The 17,480-nt window shown below is 47.0% G+C and carries 14 protein-coding genes; 10 read left to right on the forward strand and 4 right to left on the reverse strand.

Features of this window, described 5'->3' with window-relative positions:
- Window positions 1-172: 172 nt before the first annotated feature.
- Window positions 173-1,945: an SgrR family transcriptional regulator gene (locus C1S73_RS21425; protein WP_038865265.1), complete on the forward strand. Its 1,773-nt coding sequence runs from the start codon at window positions 173-175 to the stop codon at window positions 1,943-1,945.
- Window positions 1,946-1,954: 9 nt separating this feature from the next.
- Here the strand turns inward: C1S73_RS21425 and C1S73_RS21430 are convergent, their stop codons facing one another.
- The gene (locus C1S73_RS21430) at window positions 1,955-2,830 is read right to left on the reverse strand and encodes a LysR family transcriptional regulator (protein WP_038865268.1); all 876 of its coding nucleotides are present in this window, start codon (window positions 2,828-2,830) and stop codon (window positions 1,955-1,957) included.
- Between the two features lie 206 nt (window positions 2,831-3,036).
- On the opposite strand from C1S73_RS21430, the gene C1S73_RS21435 reads away from it, so the two are divergent.
- Together C1S73_RS21435 and C1S73_RS21440 are read left to right on the forward strand one after the other, a co-directional pair.
- The gene (locus C1S73_RS21435) at window positions 3,037-4,005 is read left to right on the forward strand and encodes an aldo/keto reductase (RefSeq protein WP_009706193.1); all 969 of its coding nucleotides are present in this window, start codon (window positions 3,037-3,039) and stop codon (window positions 4,003-4,005) included.
- A 9-nt stretch (window positions 4,006-4,014) separates the two neighbouring features.
- On the forward strand, window positions 4,015-4,401 hold the full coding sequence (locus C1S73_RS21440) for a GlcG/HbpS family heme-binding protein (RefSeq protein ID WP_038865270.1): 387 nt from the start codon (window positions 4,015-4,017) through the stop codon (window positions 4,399-4,401).
- Between the two features lie 237 nt (window positions 4,402-4,638).
- Here C1S73_RS21440 and manA read toward each other — a convergent pair whose 3' ends face one another.
- The 3 genes from manA to mngA all read right to left on the reverse strand — a co-directional run bounded on the left by manA (window position 4,639) and on the right by mngA (window position 10,678).
- Window positions 4,639-5,832 (reverse strand): mannose-6-phosphate isomerase, class I, encoded by a 1,194-nt coding sequence (gene manA, locus C1S73_RS21445; protein ID WP_038865271.1) that lies wholly within the window; start codon window positions 5,830-5,832, stop codon window positions 4,639-4,641.
- A gap of 115 nt (window positions 5,833-5,947) precedes the next feature.
- Window positions 5,948-8,587: a mannosylglycerate hydrolase gene (gene mngB, locus C1S73_RS21450; RefSeq protein ID WP_038865273.1), complete on the reverse strand. Its 2,640-nt coding sequence runs from the start codon at window positions 8,585-8,587 to the stop codon at window positions 5,948-5,950.
- A gap of 156 nt (window positions 8,588-8,743) precedes the next feature.
- Entirely contained in the window at window positions 8,744-10,678 is a 1,935-nt protein-coding gene (gene mngA, locus C1S73_RS21455) for a PTS 2-O-a-mannosyl-D-glycerate transporter subunit IIABC (RefSeq protein ID WP_038865367.1), read from the reverse strand.
- A gap of 313 nt (window positions 10,679-10,991) precedes the next feature.
- On the opposite strand from mngA, the gene C1S73_RS21460 reads away from it, so the two are divergent.
- The 7 genes from C1S73_RS21460 (at window position 10,992) to C1S73_RS21490 (ending at window position 17,478) form a co-directional block, all read left to right on the forward strand.
- Complete coding sequence (locus C1S73_RS21460; protein WP_020194774.1) at window positions 10,992-11,711, forward strand: GntR family transcriptional regulator; 720 nt, start codon at window positions 10,992-10,994, stop codon at window positions 11,709-11,711.
- Between the two features lie 475 nt (window positions 11,712-12,186).
- Complete coding sequence (locus C1S73_RS21465) at window positions 12,187-12,630, forward strand: PTS sugar transporter subunit IIA (RefSeq protein WP_005425097.1); 444 nt, start codon at window positions 12,187-12,189, stop codon at window positions 12,628-12,630.
- A gap of 12 nt (window positions 12,631-12,642) precedes the next feature.
- The gene (locus C1S73_RS21470) at window positions 12,643-14,064 is read left to right on the forward strand and encodes a PTS mannitol transporter subunit IIBC (RefSeq protein ID WP_086027683.1); all 1,422 of its coding nucleotides are present in this window, start codon (window positions 12,643-12,645) and stop codon (window positions 14,062-14,064) included.
- Between the two features lie 47 nt (window positions 14,065-14,111).
- Window positions 14,112-15,383 carry a zinc-binding dehydrogenase gene (locus C1S73_RS21475; protein WP_038865275.1) on the forward strand — a complete coding sequence of 424 codons (1,272 nt, stop codon included), beginning with the start codon at window positions 14,112-14,114 and terminating at the stop codon, window positions 15,381-15,383.
- Between the two features lie 59 nt (window positions 15,384-15,442).
- Window positions 15,443-15,961, forward strand: coding sequence for an MltR family transcriptional regulator (locus tag C1S73_RS21480; protein ID WP_005435522.1), 519 nt, complete (start codon window positions 15,443-15,445; stop codon window positions 15,959-15,961).
- A 9-nt stretch (window positions 15,962-15,970) separates the two neighbouring features.
- Window positions 15,971-16,705, forward strand: a complete 735-nt coding sequence (locus C1S73_RS21485) for a nucleoside/nucleotide kinase family protein (RefSeq protein WP_038865276.1) — start codon at window positions 15,971-15,973, stop codon at window positions 16,703-16,705.
- 26 nt (window positions 16,706-16,731) lie between these two features.
- On the forward strand, window positions 16,732-17,478 hold the full coding sequence (locus C1S73_RS21490; RefSeq protein ID WP_038865278.1) for a phosphatase: 747 nt from the start codon (window positions 16,732-16,734) through the stop codon (window positions 17,476-17,478).
- Window positions 17,479-17,480: the final 2 nt, after the last annotated feature.

The following is a 17,480-nucleotide window of genomic DNA, read 5'->3' on the forward strand; positions in this document are numbered from 1 at the left end:
AAAGAGAGTAGATTTCTGTGGTTTATTCCTAGTTAGCCCCAGAAGGTGCGCTAACTCACCGATTTTTGCGTTCGTGAGGGTAAAAAGGGGAACAAAGTGTTTGGAAGTTTTCTTATTTTCTCTCGGATAAGTTGAGTAAAATAAACCTATATCCACTTTTTGAGGGCGCGCGGTGTCTGATCTCAACTTGTTCCGCTACTACCAACGACTCACTCCCTTTGGCGTGGGGAGTGAAGCCAAAACCACATTGCAGGAAGTCGCTGACTTGTTGTTCACTTCTCCTCGCCATGCACGCAGCTTACTGTCGCAAATGCAGGAGCAAGCATGGTTGAGTTGGCTGCCAAAAGCGGGACGAAATCAGCGTTCAACGTTATTGCTGAACATCGAGTTGAGTGCGTTAAAAGAAAGCCTCGCACTGGAGCGAATCAAACTGGGTAAATACGAAAAAGCGTTGGTGATTCTCGATGAAGATGAAGCGGCGTTTGGACGTTTGCTCAAAACGACTTCAGGAGCGTCTGTTCAAGAAGGTCGACTCAACATTCAGCTCACCTACAAACGTATGTTTGAGCGTATTGTTCCTCATCAACTGCATCGAAGCAGTGAGCGCTTCTTCTTGCGTCAAATCTACTGTTGTTTGGTATCCAGTGACTACAACGGAGTGGTGAAGCCAGAACTTGCTCATCATTGGCGTTATGACGAGAAAAGTTTCGAATGGACCTTTTACCTGCGCCCAGGCTTAACTTTTCACAATGGCGCACCCATTGATGCTGATACAGTTGTTAGTCTGTTTGCCAAACTGAGTTCGTTGGAGTATTACCAGAAAGAGCTGGCTCACGTTACCGATATCACCGCACCAAACCCTCTTAAAGTAGTGTTTACCCTGAGTAAGCCAGATTTGGGTTTTGCCGGGCTTATCTCTGGCGTGAAGTACGGCATCCAACCCGTTAGCCAAGTGAACGATGCCAATAACAATTTGGTCGTTGGCAGTGGCCCTTTCTCTGTGATTGAACACAGTGCTCATCGATTAAAACTGCAAGCGTTTGACGGCTATTACGCCTGTCGAGTACTGACCGACATGGTGACGATCTGGATCGTCAATGATGAGAAAATGGAGAACCCATCCCTAGCCGCAAATACACCGCCGAAACAGGTGGAGAAAGCGGACGACGAGCTTGCCGACAGCATGTGCGGGCATTACATGTCGACACAAGATGCGGAAGTGGCTCCGGCGAGTCAGCGCAGTCGCACCGAGGATGGTTGTTTATTTGCCTTGTTTAATCAACATGCCAAGTATCCTCTGTCTCAAGCGCAGCGTCGTTATATCGCAGAGTTGATTCAACCGGAGCGACTTGCTGATGTGATGCGCAAAGAAAAGATTGTGTTTGGCAGCGTATCTGCATACAACATGTTGCCAACGTGGAAGCCTGTGCTAAGACCGTTTGGTGAAGAGAGCAAACTGCCTAAACATATCACCATCGCAGGGTACAACTACACGGCATTGAGACGATGTGCGCGTGCAATTGCTAACCTACTTGAAGGGACGGGAAGCAAAGTCGGCATTGTGATGTATTCCTACCGAGAGCTAAGCGAAAAAGCAAAGAACGGCACATTGGATGAAACCTTGGTGGTGACGAACATCAACTTGGATGACAACCGTCATGCATCGGCGTTTACCAACTTCTTTAGCAATACCGTGTTGCACCACACCTTGGGTGAAGAAAATGCGACTTGGTTGGATGAGCAATTAGAGAAAGTGCGCGCGTATACATCGCTAGAAGGTTACCTCAAAGCGCTCGAACCTATTGCTTCCACACTCGTCAGCGAATACTGGATTGCACCTATGTTCCACCATACGCAAACTTTGCGCTTCCAAGGTGTGTTAGAAGACGTTGCCCTAACTAACTGGGGTTGGCCAGATATTCGTTCGGTGTGGTCAGCGGATTAACTGCCTTAGTTATTTAGCAAAGTGCTGCTTCACGAATTCAATGAAGGCCTTGGTTTTCGCTGATTGATAGATAAGTTGCGGATACACTAAGTAAACCGCGTTGTGCTGGTGGTCCGTTTCTTCCGATAGAACCTGCACTAGTCGGCCATTATCAACGTCTTGCTCGACAAAGTAACTTGCTAATCGAGCGATGCCATTGCCGGACAGGGCCGATTCTTTGAGTAGGCGGTTTTCATTGCTTGAAAGCCAACCTTGGGTTTGAACCGTTCCCGTTTTTAAAGGCCATTCTTTTTGATGCAGTGTGGTTAAGCATTGATGCTGTTTTAAATCCACTAACGTCTCCGGTGAGCCTTTTTCTTGCAGATACTGAGGAGAAGCAACCAGCCAGTGATAGTAGTCCAAAAGGTGATGCGCAATCATATTCTCGGGTGGCGTTCTTGTCGCTCGAAACGCAAAGTCGACGCTGGTTTCCGTCAGATTAAACGCTTGATAGCTAGAAAGGATCTCGAACTCTATGTTTGGATGAAGAGCGCGAAACGCCACGCACAAATCATGCAGTACCGCTTCAGCAAACATCTTGGGAGCGGTAAGCCGAATCAGACCGTCTATTTGCTCAGATTGCTGACTTAAACTCTTTTCCATTTCCATTACGCGTCGTTTGAGATCTTCCGCTTGCGCAAAGATCGATTCACCTTCTGCCGTCAATCTCACGCTGCGTGTAGTTCGAACAATCAAAGGCGTAGCGAGTTCCGATTCCAATCGCTTGATTTGTTCTGACAGGTAACTTTTAGAAATGCCAAGTTGCTCCGCTGCCCTAGAAAAGTTGAGTGTTTGAGCCACTTCGGCAAACAGCATCAGTTTTTCAATTCTTTTGTAATCTGCCATCTCGATTGTTCGTCTTTATTGTTCGCTTTAATTGTTCGCTTTAATTGTTCGCTTTAATTGTTCGCTTTAATTGTTCGCTTTAATTGTTCGGTAGTGAGGATAATGAATTCGATTTTACGGTATTAAACTAATTTTTACGAACGGTAAGATGGTTCGAGTTAACTTAAGAAATTGAAAATGCAGAAATCGGAAAAGTGAGAACAACGATGAACAATCCAACACTACCGCTCGCCAAAACCTTACCTAACGTTAGCCGCTTGGTCTTCGGCTGCATGGGGCTTGGAGGGGAGTGGAATCGCAACCCATTAACTGCCCAAGATGAAAACCAAGCTTATGCCGCTGTAGAGGCAGCATTAGAGGTAGGCATTAATCTCTTTGATCATGCGGATATCTACAAATTCGGTAAGGCAGAAGAAGTATTTGGGCGCATCTTAGCCAATGACTCAACGTTACGAGAACGAATTTATCTGCAATCCAAGTGCGGCATCCGTTTAGGAGATGAGCAAGGTGTTAAGCAGTATGACTTCTCTGCTAAATGGGTGACGGCTTCTGTTGAGGGCATTCTTGAGCGCCTTGGCGTGGAGAATCTTGATGTTTTGATGCTGCATCGTCCTGATCCTTTGGTTGAGTTTGAAGAACTTGGCACAGCGTTACAAGCCCTGAAACAAGCTGGCAAAGTTAACCACTTCGGTGTCTCTAATATGAACAGTGCTCAAATTGATCTTCTCCAACAAGCAACGGGCGAAGTTATTGTGGCGAACCAGTTAGAAATGAGTCTGGCTAAGTCTGACTTCATCAAGCAGGGCATGGGGCTTCCTTCGTCTGCATCTGATTACGTTGCAGGAACACTGGAACATGCCCGTAAGCACAATATCCAACTGCAAGCGTGGGGCAGTATGGCGCAGGGCAGATTCTCAGAGCGTGGCTTACATTCTGATGATCACAATATTAGACAGACGGCGGAGATGGTGATGGCGCTAGCAGCTGAATATGGCGTGTCGTCCGAGGCGATTGTTTTAGCCTTCTTGACGCGTCATCCAAATCAAATACAGCCTGTTATTGGTACCGCAAACCCACAGCGTATTCGCGCTTGTGCTCAAGTAGAGAACGTCACGCTGTCGCGCAGCCATTGGTATGGATTGTTCGAGAAAACCCTTGGTCATGAGATCCCGTAGGAGAGAAAAATGAAATACGTACAAGTTCAAACTCTGATTCAAACGGCATTGGAAATTGCGACTGCTCGCAAGCAAAACATTGCGGTTGCCGTGGTTGATACGCATGGTGAGTTGCTCGGTTTTGCCCGAATGGATGATGTGAGCGTGCAAGCAGGTTTGTTGGCACAAAACAAAGCCTACACCTCGGCTAGAGACCGTCAGCCTAGTGGCAATTTGGGCGCTTGGGCTCGTGAAACAGGTAAGCAGTTGAGTTATTGGACTGACCCAAAGATCACTGGCTTTATGGGTGGTGTACCTGTAGAACAAGAGGGGAAAGTCGTCGGTGCAATTGGTATCAGTGGTTTGGCTGAGCAAGACGATGAAGCGCTTGCTACGGAAGTATTAAAAGCGCTGTGAACAAAAAATCCCACCAATGCTCTTCGCTAGACATTGGTGGGGATGGTCAAAATGATGGAGTTGACCATGAATATCAACGGTAAATGCCTGCTCGTCTTCGAAAAGCGTGATCGAAGTGGAGCGTGACAAGGTGGTTATTGCTGACCACTGACAAAATCAGCGCAAACCTAGGTTAGGAGCGTGCTTACTGGAGAACAGGAAGCCGCTATCCAATAAGCTGTCAGTTCATTTCGCCAATCAGTTAAAGGCGCGAGCTAAGGTGCCGTGACCTTGGCAAACGTACTTCACTGAGTTGCTGCAGACGAAAACCGATTCACCCGCTTTCAATGTGATGTGATCGTCTTGGCTAGAAACCGAGATTTCCCCTTCGATACAAAACAAAATCTCTGCGCTACGCACGAATTGAGTCGTTGCAGTGCCTTCAACAGCCATCACTTCAAAGCCGAAATCATCCACCGGAATTGGGTAACTAAGCTTGCCTTGCTTATGTACTGGTGCGAGCTTGATTTGTTCTGGGTCAATCGCTTTGAAGATGGTGTTGTCGATAAGCTCAGGAACGTCCATGTACTTAGGAGTTAAGCCAGCGCGCAGCACGTTGTCTGAGTTCGCCATGATCTCCAAACCAGTCCCTTGAACATAGGCGTGCGGCGTTTCTGCATGGAGGAACATCGCTTCGCCCGGAGCGAGTTCAATCGTGTTTAACATCAATGGTGAAAACAGACCAATATCATCCGCATAATGCTGACGGAAGTCTTGAATATAACCGTAAGCTTCTCGTGCCATAGCGGTTTTCGCAGGGCGCTCTAGGCTTGCGTAAAGCTCATTCAAAGCCTGCTGTTTGCGTTCGCCTCCTAACGACATAATTGCTGAGAAGAACACTTTGAGACCTTCACTGTTTGGTGTGGTTTTCAGCGCGTTGATTTCTGTCTCTAGAGCAGAGATGTTCGCTTGCTCAAACAGAGATAAGATCTGCTCAATTGGACGGAAGCCGTTCATCGCTTTGTAAAACGTCAGCGCATAAACCAACTCCGGCTTATGGTTTGGATCTTTGTAGTTACGGTTGGCAGCATTAAGTGGAATGCCTTGTTCGTTTTCACGAGCAAAGCCAATTTCCGCTTTATGCTTACTAGGGTGCACTTGGATAGACAGCGGTGTTTCAGCGGCAAGCACTTTAAATAGGAATGGCAGTTCACCAAAACGCGCCGCAGTGTAATCACCCAGCGATTGCGTTTTGTTTTGGTTGATGACTTCTGACAACAGTTGTTTGGTGTCGGCAAGTTTTGAACAACCATTTGGATGAGCACCCATCCAGATTTCTGCTTGTGGTTCGTTCGCTGGATTGTCGATGCCGAATAAATCATGAATCGAGGTGTGGCTACCCCAAGCGTAGTTTTGAATCACATTGTCCAGTTTGAATAGAGCGTGTTGCATGGCGATATTCTCTTGATTGGAACGAAAGAAGAGGAGAGGCTTGCTCCACGATGAGAGCAAGCCTGAGTCGGTTTGGACGGGCTATCTAGTCGATGGCCTTATCCCGAGAACCGGATTAGAACTTCACTTGGAAAGACTTAACCTGACACGGCTTCAGCGTGCCGAACGATGCTGTGTCTACTTCGTTTGATAGCACTTTCTCGTCTAGCTGTGTTTCTTTCCATGACGTTACTTCTGAAGTAAATGCCACTGTGTCGTTAATCACTTCGCTCTCTGATGGGTTGTAGACGCGCAGGATGAGTGCATCCTCGTCTTCTGCCTTCTTCAGTACGCTCAGTACCGCGCCTTCAAGCGATTTGTTTAGCAAGCTGTGCGTTAGCGGTAGGTTTTGCTCGCCTACGTTCAGCTTCATCGCGTTGTAAGGGATCTTGTTGTAGCATTGGATTGGAGTCACGTTGTCACGCGCCGCCGCCATAACGTTTGCTTCGATGTGGTTGCCCGCAAAACCAAACAGTGCGAACTCACAAACGATCTTGCCGCGTACTTGTGAATCTGGCGTCGGGATCTTGATACCAGATGGACGACCCGGACGAAGCAACAACTCTTCTTTACCCAACACGCCGATACCACGCAGAAGGGTTAGGGCGAATGTGTCACGCTCTTCATTGCCTTGGCTTGAAATCACTTCAAACTCACGCAGACCGTTGCTCATTAGCGCCATACCACCTTGCGCGTTTTCAACCGCGGCAAAGTTCATTAGCTGGTAAACCGGCACTGGTGCTTCTTTCCAGCCGTCTGCTTCCCAGTTCGCCATTTCTGGATCGTTCGTTGGGCGAGTGATCAAACCGAACTGGTTGTCTGCTACTACGGTTTCAGACACAAACGGTGTTGGTACTAATACGCGAACGCGGTGGTCGTCAGCTTGGTTATCCAACTCCATGCGAACTTCAATACGGCGTGTACCTTGTTTTAGAACCACTTGGCAGTTCACGTCTAGGTAACCGTTTTGACCTGTGCGCTCTTCACGTTGTTGTAGGTTCTCTGGCAAGTTCATGCGCAGCTTGATGGTTACCACAGATTGGAAACCTTCGTGCTTCACATTCACTTCTGCGTCGAATTCGTCTGAGTACAGTAGCCACTCTTTACGCGAAGGCGAGTAGTCGTATTCGTCGCCATCGTCAGAGCCGTCTTCAATGCGCAGCGCTTGTTCGTAAAGGTGCTCTGTCTCTTTGTCGAAGATGTTCAGAGTGCCGTTTGGGTTGACGTTGATGCGGTAGAATTCGTTCTCAAGAAGGAACTCTTTCTGCTCAGCCACTTTTTGCGTGCCTTTCTCATTCGCTTGAATGTGTAGGGTAGTGAAGCCCATCGCTGGCACAGTGTGTTTGATTTGAATGTCGTATTCGATGAACGGGTCGTAGTTACCGTAGTGAACGATTTGACGGTCAATCTTACCTGGGTCGATCACGCGTTGATCTTGGATGAAGTACTCAACTGGCGTGCCGTTTTCATCAAACAGGTTGAACTGTTCCGCACGGATAGTGATGGTGGTGTTCACCACTTCTTCACGAGCGTATGGCGATAGGTTGAATAGTGCTAGCTTGTCGCAACCTTCGCGCGCTGGCATGTGGTCAACAATCTTACGTTTGTAGAAGTTGATCAGGTTGGTCGCCATGTCGTCCGCAAGGATGTAACGGTTCAAGATCTCTGCGTGTACTTTGTCTGAGCAGCAGCAGCCAATCGAGTCGTGAGCGTGGTTCTTCATGCTCTCTTTCCACATCTTCTCGATTAGACCGTGGTGGTATTCAAAGCCCAGTGTCCATGCGATAGACGCCAATGGCTCAAGAATGTTGACGATCTTGTTTTCTACTTCTGCGTGGATCAGTTTGATGTCCATACGCGTTGAAGAAATAGTACGGTGAACACGCATGTATTTACCGTCGTTGAACTCGCCTTTGATGGTATCAAGCTGATCGCGCTCGGCTTCAATACGCTCGAACACTTCTTCAAAGCGGCTCATTTTGAATTCTTTGTCTGGGTAGATTTCACGTAGCTTATCCATCACCTCGAAGATGTCTTTTTGGATAGGCATTTGGTCGTGACCGTTTGGTAGTAAGATGTCTTTGGTTACCGACGACTTTTCTAGCACTGGGAAGTATTTATCTAAACGCGCGCGCAGACCTTCTTCGTCTTGCGGTAGGTATTTACCAATCGCGTAGCCCAGTGGCAGTACTTGCGCAGAGACTTCACTGCCATCGTTTGATTGCCACAAAAACTCGGTTTTATCGGTGCCGTGACGCTCTGAACAACCACGCCAGAACATCGCGCGATTGATGCCAAAACCGTTGTAGATAGCTGGTAGCTGAGAGCTCATAGAGAATGAATCTGGCAGGTAACCAATCTTCATTGGCTCGCCTAGCGCTAGACAGTCGCGCAATCCGTAAAGCATGTTACGTACGATAGATTCGCCAGATACTTGCATCGTATCTGTTTGAGAGTACCAAGGACCAACAATCAGCTTGCCTGCTTGTACTAGCTCACGTAGGCGCTCTTTGTTTTCTGGCTTGATTGCGAAGTAATCTTCCAGAACTGCGGTTTGACCGTCTAGAACGTAGTATTTGTAGTCTGGATCGTTTTCCAGACGAGTCATGATTTCTTCCATGTTGTTCACTAGCAGAATGCGAGACTCTTCTGTAGTGAAGTACCATTCACGATCCCAGTGCATGTGAGGAGTAATATGAACGCGAGATGTAGTCATAACTTTTACCGTCTTAGGCAATAATTGCCGTTAATTTGTTTTAAATTTGATTGTTTTCTATTCGTTTTTACGGCGTTTATGCTTGCCGACGAATATTTAGGGCGCAGAAATCCCACGCCCAAAGTTTGTGTTGAGCGAATCTATAAATAATTCGAATTAATGTTGAGCGGCAGCCTCAGTGGCAAATTTGCCCTTTTTTACTGCGTGTGCTCGCCACATGATGAGAGTGATGGTCGAGATAGTTGCACCAATCAGCGCCGCTCCAAACCAGATTGCTGCAGCTGTGAAGGCGCCTAGACCTGCATCGTGTAGTAGGAAGATTGAGAAGATACCTGCACCTGGAGTCGATAGACCTACGCCGGCAGCACCTACCATTGCGCCTGTTACGACAGAGCCAAGTAGGAATGAGCCAATAACGCGGATTGGGTCTTCGATAGCCATCGGAATCGCACCTTCAGTGATACCCGCAAGACCAAGCAACCAGGTTGACTTACCCGTCTCGATTTCGAAGTCTTTAAACAGGCGAGGTGCAAGCATGGTTGAAGCCGTTACCGTGAAAGCTGAGACCATTTTCACCGAACCGAAGATAGCGTATGGACCGTATACACCGTTTGCCATTGCGCCCAGACAGAATGCGTAAGCGGCTTTGTTAACTGGACCACCAAGGTCGAACGATACGAATAAACCAATTACTGCACCTAGAAGTAGGGCATTGGTGCCAGACATGCCGTTTAGCCAGTCCGTCAAACCTTGGTTTAGCCAAGCAACAGGTTTACCGATAACGAACAGCATCAACGAGCCAGCAACCAAAGTACCGATAACCGGGTATAGGTAGAAGGTTAGGAAGCCGTTGAACGCAGGGTTTAGACGTACGTTTTCTTTTACCCAACGCATCACGTAACCAGCAATCAAACCACCGACAACACCGCCAAGGAAGCCAGAGCCGATAAGGTTCGCTGCAATACCTGCGGCAAAGCCTGGACCAAGCGCTGGTTTATCTGCCAATGAGTAAGCGGTGTATGCCGCCAGTACAGGAACCATCAATGTACCCAGTAGACCACCACCTAGCTTGCGGTACATCCACAACCAAGAGCCTTCTTCTGCATACAAATCTTGTAGGTTGAACATTTGTGCTAATAGCACGGCAACAGCAAGTACAGTACCGCCTGCAACGATAAGTGGAACCGCGTAAGAGATACCTGATAGCAGTGCCTGTTTCAGTTCAGTTTTAAGCGGTAGCTTCTTCGGTTTGTCGTTGGTTGCAACTGCAGCGCCTGCACTTCGACCTGCTTTGCCTGCTTCAACTGCTTCGTTAAGAATGCGCTCAGAGTGTTTGATCGGCTCAGCAACTGGCACTTCTACACGAGGAATACCGTCAAAACGCTCTAACTCTTTGATTGCCACTTCAGCCGCGAAAACGACTGCCGTTGCACTGTTGAGCTGTTCAGCAGTCAGGCGATCTTCAATACCGTTTGCGCCTTGCTTTTCAACATGCACGTTGTACCCCAGCTTCTTACCTGTCTTCTCTAGGTATTCTGCTGCCATGTAAGTGTGCGCAATACCCGCAGGGCAAGCCGTCACACAAACGATGGTTGGTGCATTTGTATCTAATTGGTCTTGTTTTTCTTCTTGCTCTGCTTGACCATCAAGCAAAGCGAAAATTTGTTCTACATTTGTAGCATTGAGCACTGCTTCACGAACATCGTCATCCACTAACGTTGTGGTCAGTTCGGTCAACAGGTGCATGTGTGTTGAACCTGCTTCCGCATTTGGAATTGCGATTAGGAAGATCAGGTTTACGTCTTCGTCTTCATCCAGACCTTGCCACTTTAAGTCTTGTTTTAGTGTGGCTACGGCAAACGCCGCCTCTTTTACTGCATCTGTCTTACCGTGCGGTACTGCTAAGCCTTCGCCTAGCGCCGTCGGGCCTTGCTCTTCACGAGCAAACACTGCTTGTAGGTATTCTTCCTTGTTATGCAGTTTGCCTTGCTGGTCTAGCTGGTCGGCAAGTGCACGAATCGCTGCGTCACGACTTTCGAACGTCGTTTGTAGGTTTATCAGCGATGGGTTTGTAAGAGAGGTTAATTTCATAACTTTTGTCCCATTGTCACATTCGACATTGTTGTGCATTCAACAATGATGTGAATAATACCTTTTAAATACAAATGATCCGTGATCAGGATCGCAGTTGAATTAAAATATGTATTATTGTTGTATTGCTTTGGCTTGTTTTTGTATGCCGATATGCGAACAAGTGCTTGTCATGTTGACCTGAATTCGTATTATAGAGCTCATAAACCAAGTCTTTCTTGCAATGATAGTTCACTCCAGTGTGCTCGGTTCTTGAGTTGTCTCAAACAAGTTCACTTGAATGGTCATTTGTATTGTTTTTATAGAGGTAAACATGGCAAGACTGCCAATGTATCGCCAGATTGCGGATGCGATTCGCGAGAAGATCAGCGATGGCGAATACAAAGTAGGAACCGCTCTTCCTACCGAAGCTCAGTTACGCGAAGAATTTTCTTGTAGCCGAGTCACGGTTCGCCAAGCGTTAAAATTGCTGATTGAAAATGGTGAACTGGAGAGTGTGCAGGGTAGTGGTACCTATGTGAAAGAGAACAAGGTTAACTACGATATTTACCAACAGACCAGCTTTGCAGAGAAGTGGGCGCACCTAAATGCGGTGACACACAGTGATGTGGTCGCGTTCGAGATTACTAAAGCATCGCTCACGATGGCGGATGCGCTGAACATTAATGAAGATGACAAAGTCTTTTACGTGAAACGTGTCCGTTACCTTGATGACAACCCAATCACAGTAGAAGAAACTTGGTTGCCGACAGACATGTTCCCTGATCTCACCTACCAAGTGATGCAAGGTTCTAAGTACCACTTTATCGAGAAAGAGAAGGGCATGGTGATTGATCGCAGTGAGCAAGAAATCATCCCGGTATTGCCACCGCAAGACATTGCAGAGTTGCTAGATATTGATCCGGCCGAGCCGATCATCGAAAAGCGCACGCGTGGTTTCTTGCAAGGGGATGTGGTGTTTGAATACAGCCGCAACTACTTCAAATCGACTGACTACAAGTTTACGCTGGTGGCAAAACGTCATAAGTCGTAAGCACGATATTACGCATTTCATTTTAAACCCGCCACTCGGCGGGTTTTTTGTGTCTTTTCTCTTCCGACCTTCCGCTCACTATCTGTTGAAACTTAGCAACGTTTCGATTTCTTTTAGCAAACAAGTGTGATGATTATCCCTGTTTGAAACTCACTAGCGCCGAATTAGTGGAAAATGAAGTTTGAATTTAATCACGATAAATAGCGAGTCAAGAGTCGTAATGTGATCGAGATAAATTATTGCTAATTTCTAGAAATGTTTGGATAGGTGCGGAGGTTCAAATTATGCCTATTGACATGTTGCTTAAAGAAAATTTGTTGCTAACTTTCTTTGTCTATTTTTGAGCTACGTCCATTAAAACAAATTGACAGCCATTTAATTGTGATTTGTTGCACAAAAGAAGCGTGCTTGCGCGGTTCTACTACTCTTATTGATAATTAACCCATCGATACCGAACTGTTGATAGGGTTTAAAAATGCTGTATGAATTAATCGACCACGAACTAGTAGATGTTATTAATGACCGCGCTTACCAATGGCAAGATGCAGTTAAAAAGACAACGCAATACCTAGAAGACAAAGGTTACGTTTCTCAGCAATACGCGGATGCCATCATCCAATCGACCGAAGAAAATGGTCCTTACTATGTGTTGTGCCCTGGACTGGCGATGCCACATGCTCGCCCAGAAACCGGTGTCCTAAAAACGGGCTTGGGCATTCATATTTTCCCTTCACCAGTTGATTTTGGTTCGGACCTTGGTCCTGCCAACATTCTAATTACCCTAGCTGCAAAAGATTCTGATACCCACATTGAGGTGATTCAAGCGCTGAGCGAGATGTTTGTGGACGAAGAGAACATTGCAAAACTGGCACAAGCTTCATCTAAGGAACAAGTGTTAGACATAATAAAAGCATACTAAAAGGAACATAACGTGAAAGCAAACATGCGAGCCAATGTGCAAGCCTTCGGGGGTCATTTGACCGCCATGGTGCTGCCAAATATCGGAGCCTTCATCGCTTGGGGCTTTATTACTGCACTCTTTATCCCAACAGGTTGGATGCCAAACGAAGCGTTTGGGGAACTCGTTGGTCCAATGATTACTTACTTATTACCACTGTTGATTGGTTATACCGGCGGTCAAATTGTTGGTGATAAACGCGGCGCGGTAGCCGGCGCCATCGGTACCATGGGTGTTATCGTTGGTGCGGACATCCCAATGTTCGTTGGCGCGATGATCATGGGCCCACTCAGTGCTTGGGTTGTGGTACAAATGGATAAGCGAATCCAACACCGTATTCCTTCTGGCTTTGAGATGGTGGTGAACAACTTCTCACTAGGTATTGTGGGCATGATCCTGTGTCTGTTTGCCTACGAGATTGTTGGCCCAGCAGTAACAGCGGCAAACTTGTTTGTGAAATCAGGCATCGAAGCCTTGGTGGCAACGGGATTCCTTCCTTTGCTTGCTATTATCAACGAGCCTGCGAAAGTGCTGTTCCTCAACAACGCTATCGACCAAGGTATTTATTACCCACTAGGTCTGCAGGCGGCAGCTGAAACAGGTAAATCTATCTTCTTTATGGTGGCATCTAACCCAGGTCCAGGTCTTGGTATGCTTCTGGCTTACGCGAAGTTTGGTCAAGGTCTGTCTAAACGTTCTGCGCCAAGTGCCATCATCATTCACTTCTTCGGTGGTATTCATGAGCTGTACTTCCCGTACGTGTTAATGAAGCCAATCATGATCTTGGCGATGATTGCGGGTGCAGCGACAGGTATCGCAACCTTCAACCTACTTGATGCAGGTTTGGTAGCAGGTCCAAGTCCAGGCTCAATCTTCTCTTACCTCGCACTCACACCGAAAGGCAGCTTCCTAGCGACCATCGCAGGTGTCACAACAGCAACGATTGTTTCCTTCCTTGTCGCAAGTGCGATTCTGAAGATGAGCAAAGCAGAAGACAAAGAAGACGAGTTTGAACAGTCTGTCTCTGATATGAAAGACATGAAAGCAGAAGGCACAATCAAACCAGTTGCTGCTGCGACACAAGAAGTAAACAAACCTATTTCATTTGTCGCATTCGCTTGTGATGCGGGGATGGGCTCAAGCGCGATGGGGGCTTCAACCTTCAAACGCAAGTTAGTTCAAGCTGGGATTGATATTGAAGTGAAGAACTTCGCCATCGAAAAAGTTCCAAGTGAAGCGGACATTGTCGTGACGCACGAAAGCTTAGAAAGTCGAGCCATCAAAGCAACAGGCTTGCCAGTGGTAACGATTAAGAACTTCCTCAATGACCCAGCGCTCAATGAGCTGATGGATACGATTAAGCAACAAGCGGTCGCCACTGAGCAACCAGCCTAACAATGCAGTATGGGGCGGAACCTACCGCCCCATTTAGGAGAGAAATCATGGTACAAACAACGGCAGCGGTTATCTGTGGCGAGAAAGACGTTCAACTAAGAACCTTTGATTTGCCAAGCATTTCAGCCGATGAACTTCTGGTTAAAAACATTTCAAACAGCATTTGCTTGTCCACTTACAAAGCGGCATTGTTGGGTAGCAAACACAAACGCGTACCTGAGAACATCGATGAAGTGCCGGTGATGACGGGTCATGAATACGCAGGTGTGATTGTTGAAGTCGGTGAGAACCTAAAAGACCAATACAAAGCAGGCGATTACTTTGTTCTACAACCAGCAATGGGTTTGCCTACTGGTTACTCTGCGGGTTACAGCTATGAAACCTTTGGCGGCAACGCAACGTATTCCATCATCCCTAAAATCGCTATCGACTTAGGCTGTGTGCTGCCTTACCACGGTGACTACTTTGCAGATGCGTCTTTAGCTGAGCCAATGTCATGCATCATCGGTGCTTACCATGCGAGTTACCACACTACGCAATACGTGTACGAGCACGATATGGGTATCAAAGAGGGCGGAGCGTTAGCGCTACTTGCATGTGCTGGCCCAATGGGCATTGGCGCGATTGACTACGCGATTAACGGACCTGTGAAGCCAAAACTGATTGTGGTAACAGACATCGACGCTGCACGCTTAGACCGAGCTGAGTGCTTAATTCCGGTTGGGAAAGCAAAAGAGCAGGGCGTTGAACTGCATTACGTGAACACAGCTCAAGTCGATGACCCTGTGACTTATCTGAAAGCGCTGAACGATGGCAAAGGCTACGACGACGTGATGGTGTATGCAGCGGTATCGCAGGTGCTAGAACAAGCCGATGAGCTGTTGGGCAACGATGGCTGCTTGAACTTCTTCGCAGGCCCTACCGATAAAAAATTCAAAGTACCGTTTAACTTCTACAACGTGCATTACGAATCAACGCACATTGTTGGCACATCTGGTGGCTCGACCGGTGATATGGTGGAATCTATCGACTTGTCTTCACAAGGTAAGATCAATCCATCGTTCATGATCACCCATGTTGGTGGTCTGCAAGCTGCGCCACATACGATCTTGAATCAGCTGGATATTCCGGGCGGTAAGAAGTTGATTTACCCACACATCGACCTGCCATTGACCGCGATTGATGATTTCTTATCGTTGGCAGACCAAGACCCGTTCTTCGCCGAATTAGACGCAATTTTGAACGCGAATAACTATGTGTGGAACGCACATGCAGAAAAAGCGTTACTTGAGTTTTATGACGTGAGCTTAACGGTTTAGTTGCAACGAATTTGTGTGGTAGCCTTTGCGCTGCCACATAATGGAGAGGTCATAATACGTTGTCACGTGAAGACGAATTACTGGAGAAACTGGACGAGTGCGAAAATGCCACGGCGTTTCTTCAGGTTTCTAACAAAATAATTAACCTCAAGTTAAAAGCATTACTTCCGAGCGTGTTCGTCCAAGACGATCTCGTGAAGGAGTATGCTGTGGATCCTTTATTGAAAGAAGACGGTCCGTTGGTGACGACCGATGTGGTATCGAAGCTGATGTTTGCGATGGGCAAAATCTCTTTGGAAACTTACGCCGATATCGGATTGTACGATCAGGTCTTGGAGTACGTGGTTAGCCAACCGGAGAAAGTCGAATTCGCGGATGACGTGATTTACGATTTCATCAAAAACCAAGCGGTACTCTCTTCTCAGCAAGACAGCTTTTATCTTGAGTCGATCAATCAGCTTAAGTTCTCTTCGTTTGAGTCCTTTTCGCAAATGAGATACGAATCTCTCATCAAAACAGTGTTAAAGCTGTCATGTGAAATGTTGATAGAAAGAATCGAAGGGGAGATCAATCAATAAGGGTTCACCATGAAAGTGAATTTAAACGTCAGTGGTTTTGAAACCGAAGCTACCTTTCCCGATGCCGACGTAAGGCGAATCCATCAACCTCTTATAGAAAAATTTACCCGTCTATATCATGAGAAGCAGGAACGCATTGTTGTGTTCTTGTGTGCCCCTCCGGGCAGCGGTAAGTCGACCCTAGCTGCGTTCTGGGAACACCTCTCTGAACAAGATGAAAATCAAGAGCCACTTCAGGTTCTGCCTTTTGATGGTTTTCACTACCCGAACGAAATCCTCGACAGCAACACCATTGAGCGTAATGGTGAAATTGTTCCTCTGCGCAGCATTAAAGGCTCTTACGAGACGTTCAATCTCACCGAGCTTATCGACAAGCTGAAACAGCTTAAAGTCAAAGACAGTAAATGGCCTTACTATGACCGCAACCTGCATGATCCGGTTGATGATGCCATTCAGGTTAACCGCAATATTGTCGTCGTCGAGGGCAACTGGTTGTTGCTAGATGAACCAGTATGGAAAGAGCTGCATCGCTTGGCCGATTTTACGGTGTTTATTGATACTCAAGCGGAGTTTCTACAAGAGCGTTTAGTCAATCGTAAGATTCGTGGTGGCACAGACCCAGAAGCCGCCTTGGAGTTCTACTTACGCTCCGATGCGGTCAACGTTGATAAAGTATTGAATCATTCGATTCCTGCAGATTTATCGTTGTTCCTCAATCAAAACGGTTCGTTCGAAATTCGATAGTTCGTCCACAATCTCAGGAGGTCACCATGGATATCGTGATTGATAGCCACACCCATACTATTGCCAGTGGACACGCTTACAGCACCATTTTAGAGAACGCATTGTCTGCTAAGAATAAGGGGCTAAAACTTCTTTGTACCACCGATCATGCTCCCGAGATGCCAGGAGCCCCTCACTACTGGTATTTCAACAATCAAAGAATTTTGCCCCGCTTTTTACACGATGTAGGTATTCTCCGTGGCGTAGAAGCCAACACGCTGAATGTGAAAGGGGAGATAGACTTACCACCTTCCTCTGACCAACATCTTGACTGGGTGATTGCGAGTTTCCATGAGCCCGTTTTCAAGCCCGCGACCGAAGCTGAACATACCGCAGCCCTGATAAATGCGATTAAAAGCGGCAGAGTGGATATTCTTGGTCACTTAGGTAACCCTAATTACCCATTCGATATGGAAAAGGTTTTGCGCTGTGCCAAAGAACACAATGTCGCAATTGAAGTGAACAATACATCGTTGACAGGCAAAAGCCGCAAGGGCAGTGATTCCCGTTGTGATCGCATTGTCGAACTGGGCAAAGAGATTGGCGTTTACTTCAGCACAGGGTCGGATGCTCACTTCTGTGAAGAGATCTCTAAGTTAGACTTGGCGATTGCTTTGCTGGAAAAACATGGTGTGGAAGAAGAGAAGATACTCACTACATCGACGAGCCTATTTCTGAACTTCTTATTACTGAGAGGTAAAGCGAGGATTCCAGAGTTCGAAGCGCTCTATTGAAA

This window comes from Vibrio jasicida 090810c (assembly GCF_002887615.1).
GTDB lineage: Bacteria > Pseudomonadota > Gammaproteobacteria > Enterobacterales > Vibrionaceae > Vibrio > Vibrio jasicida.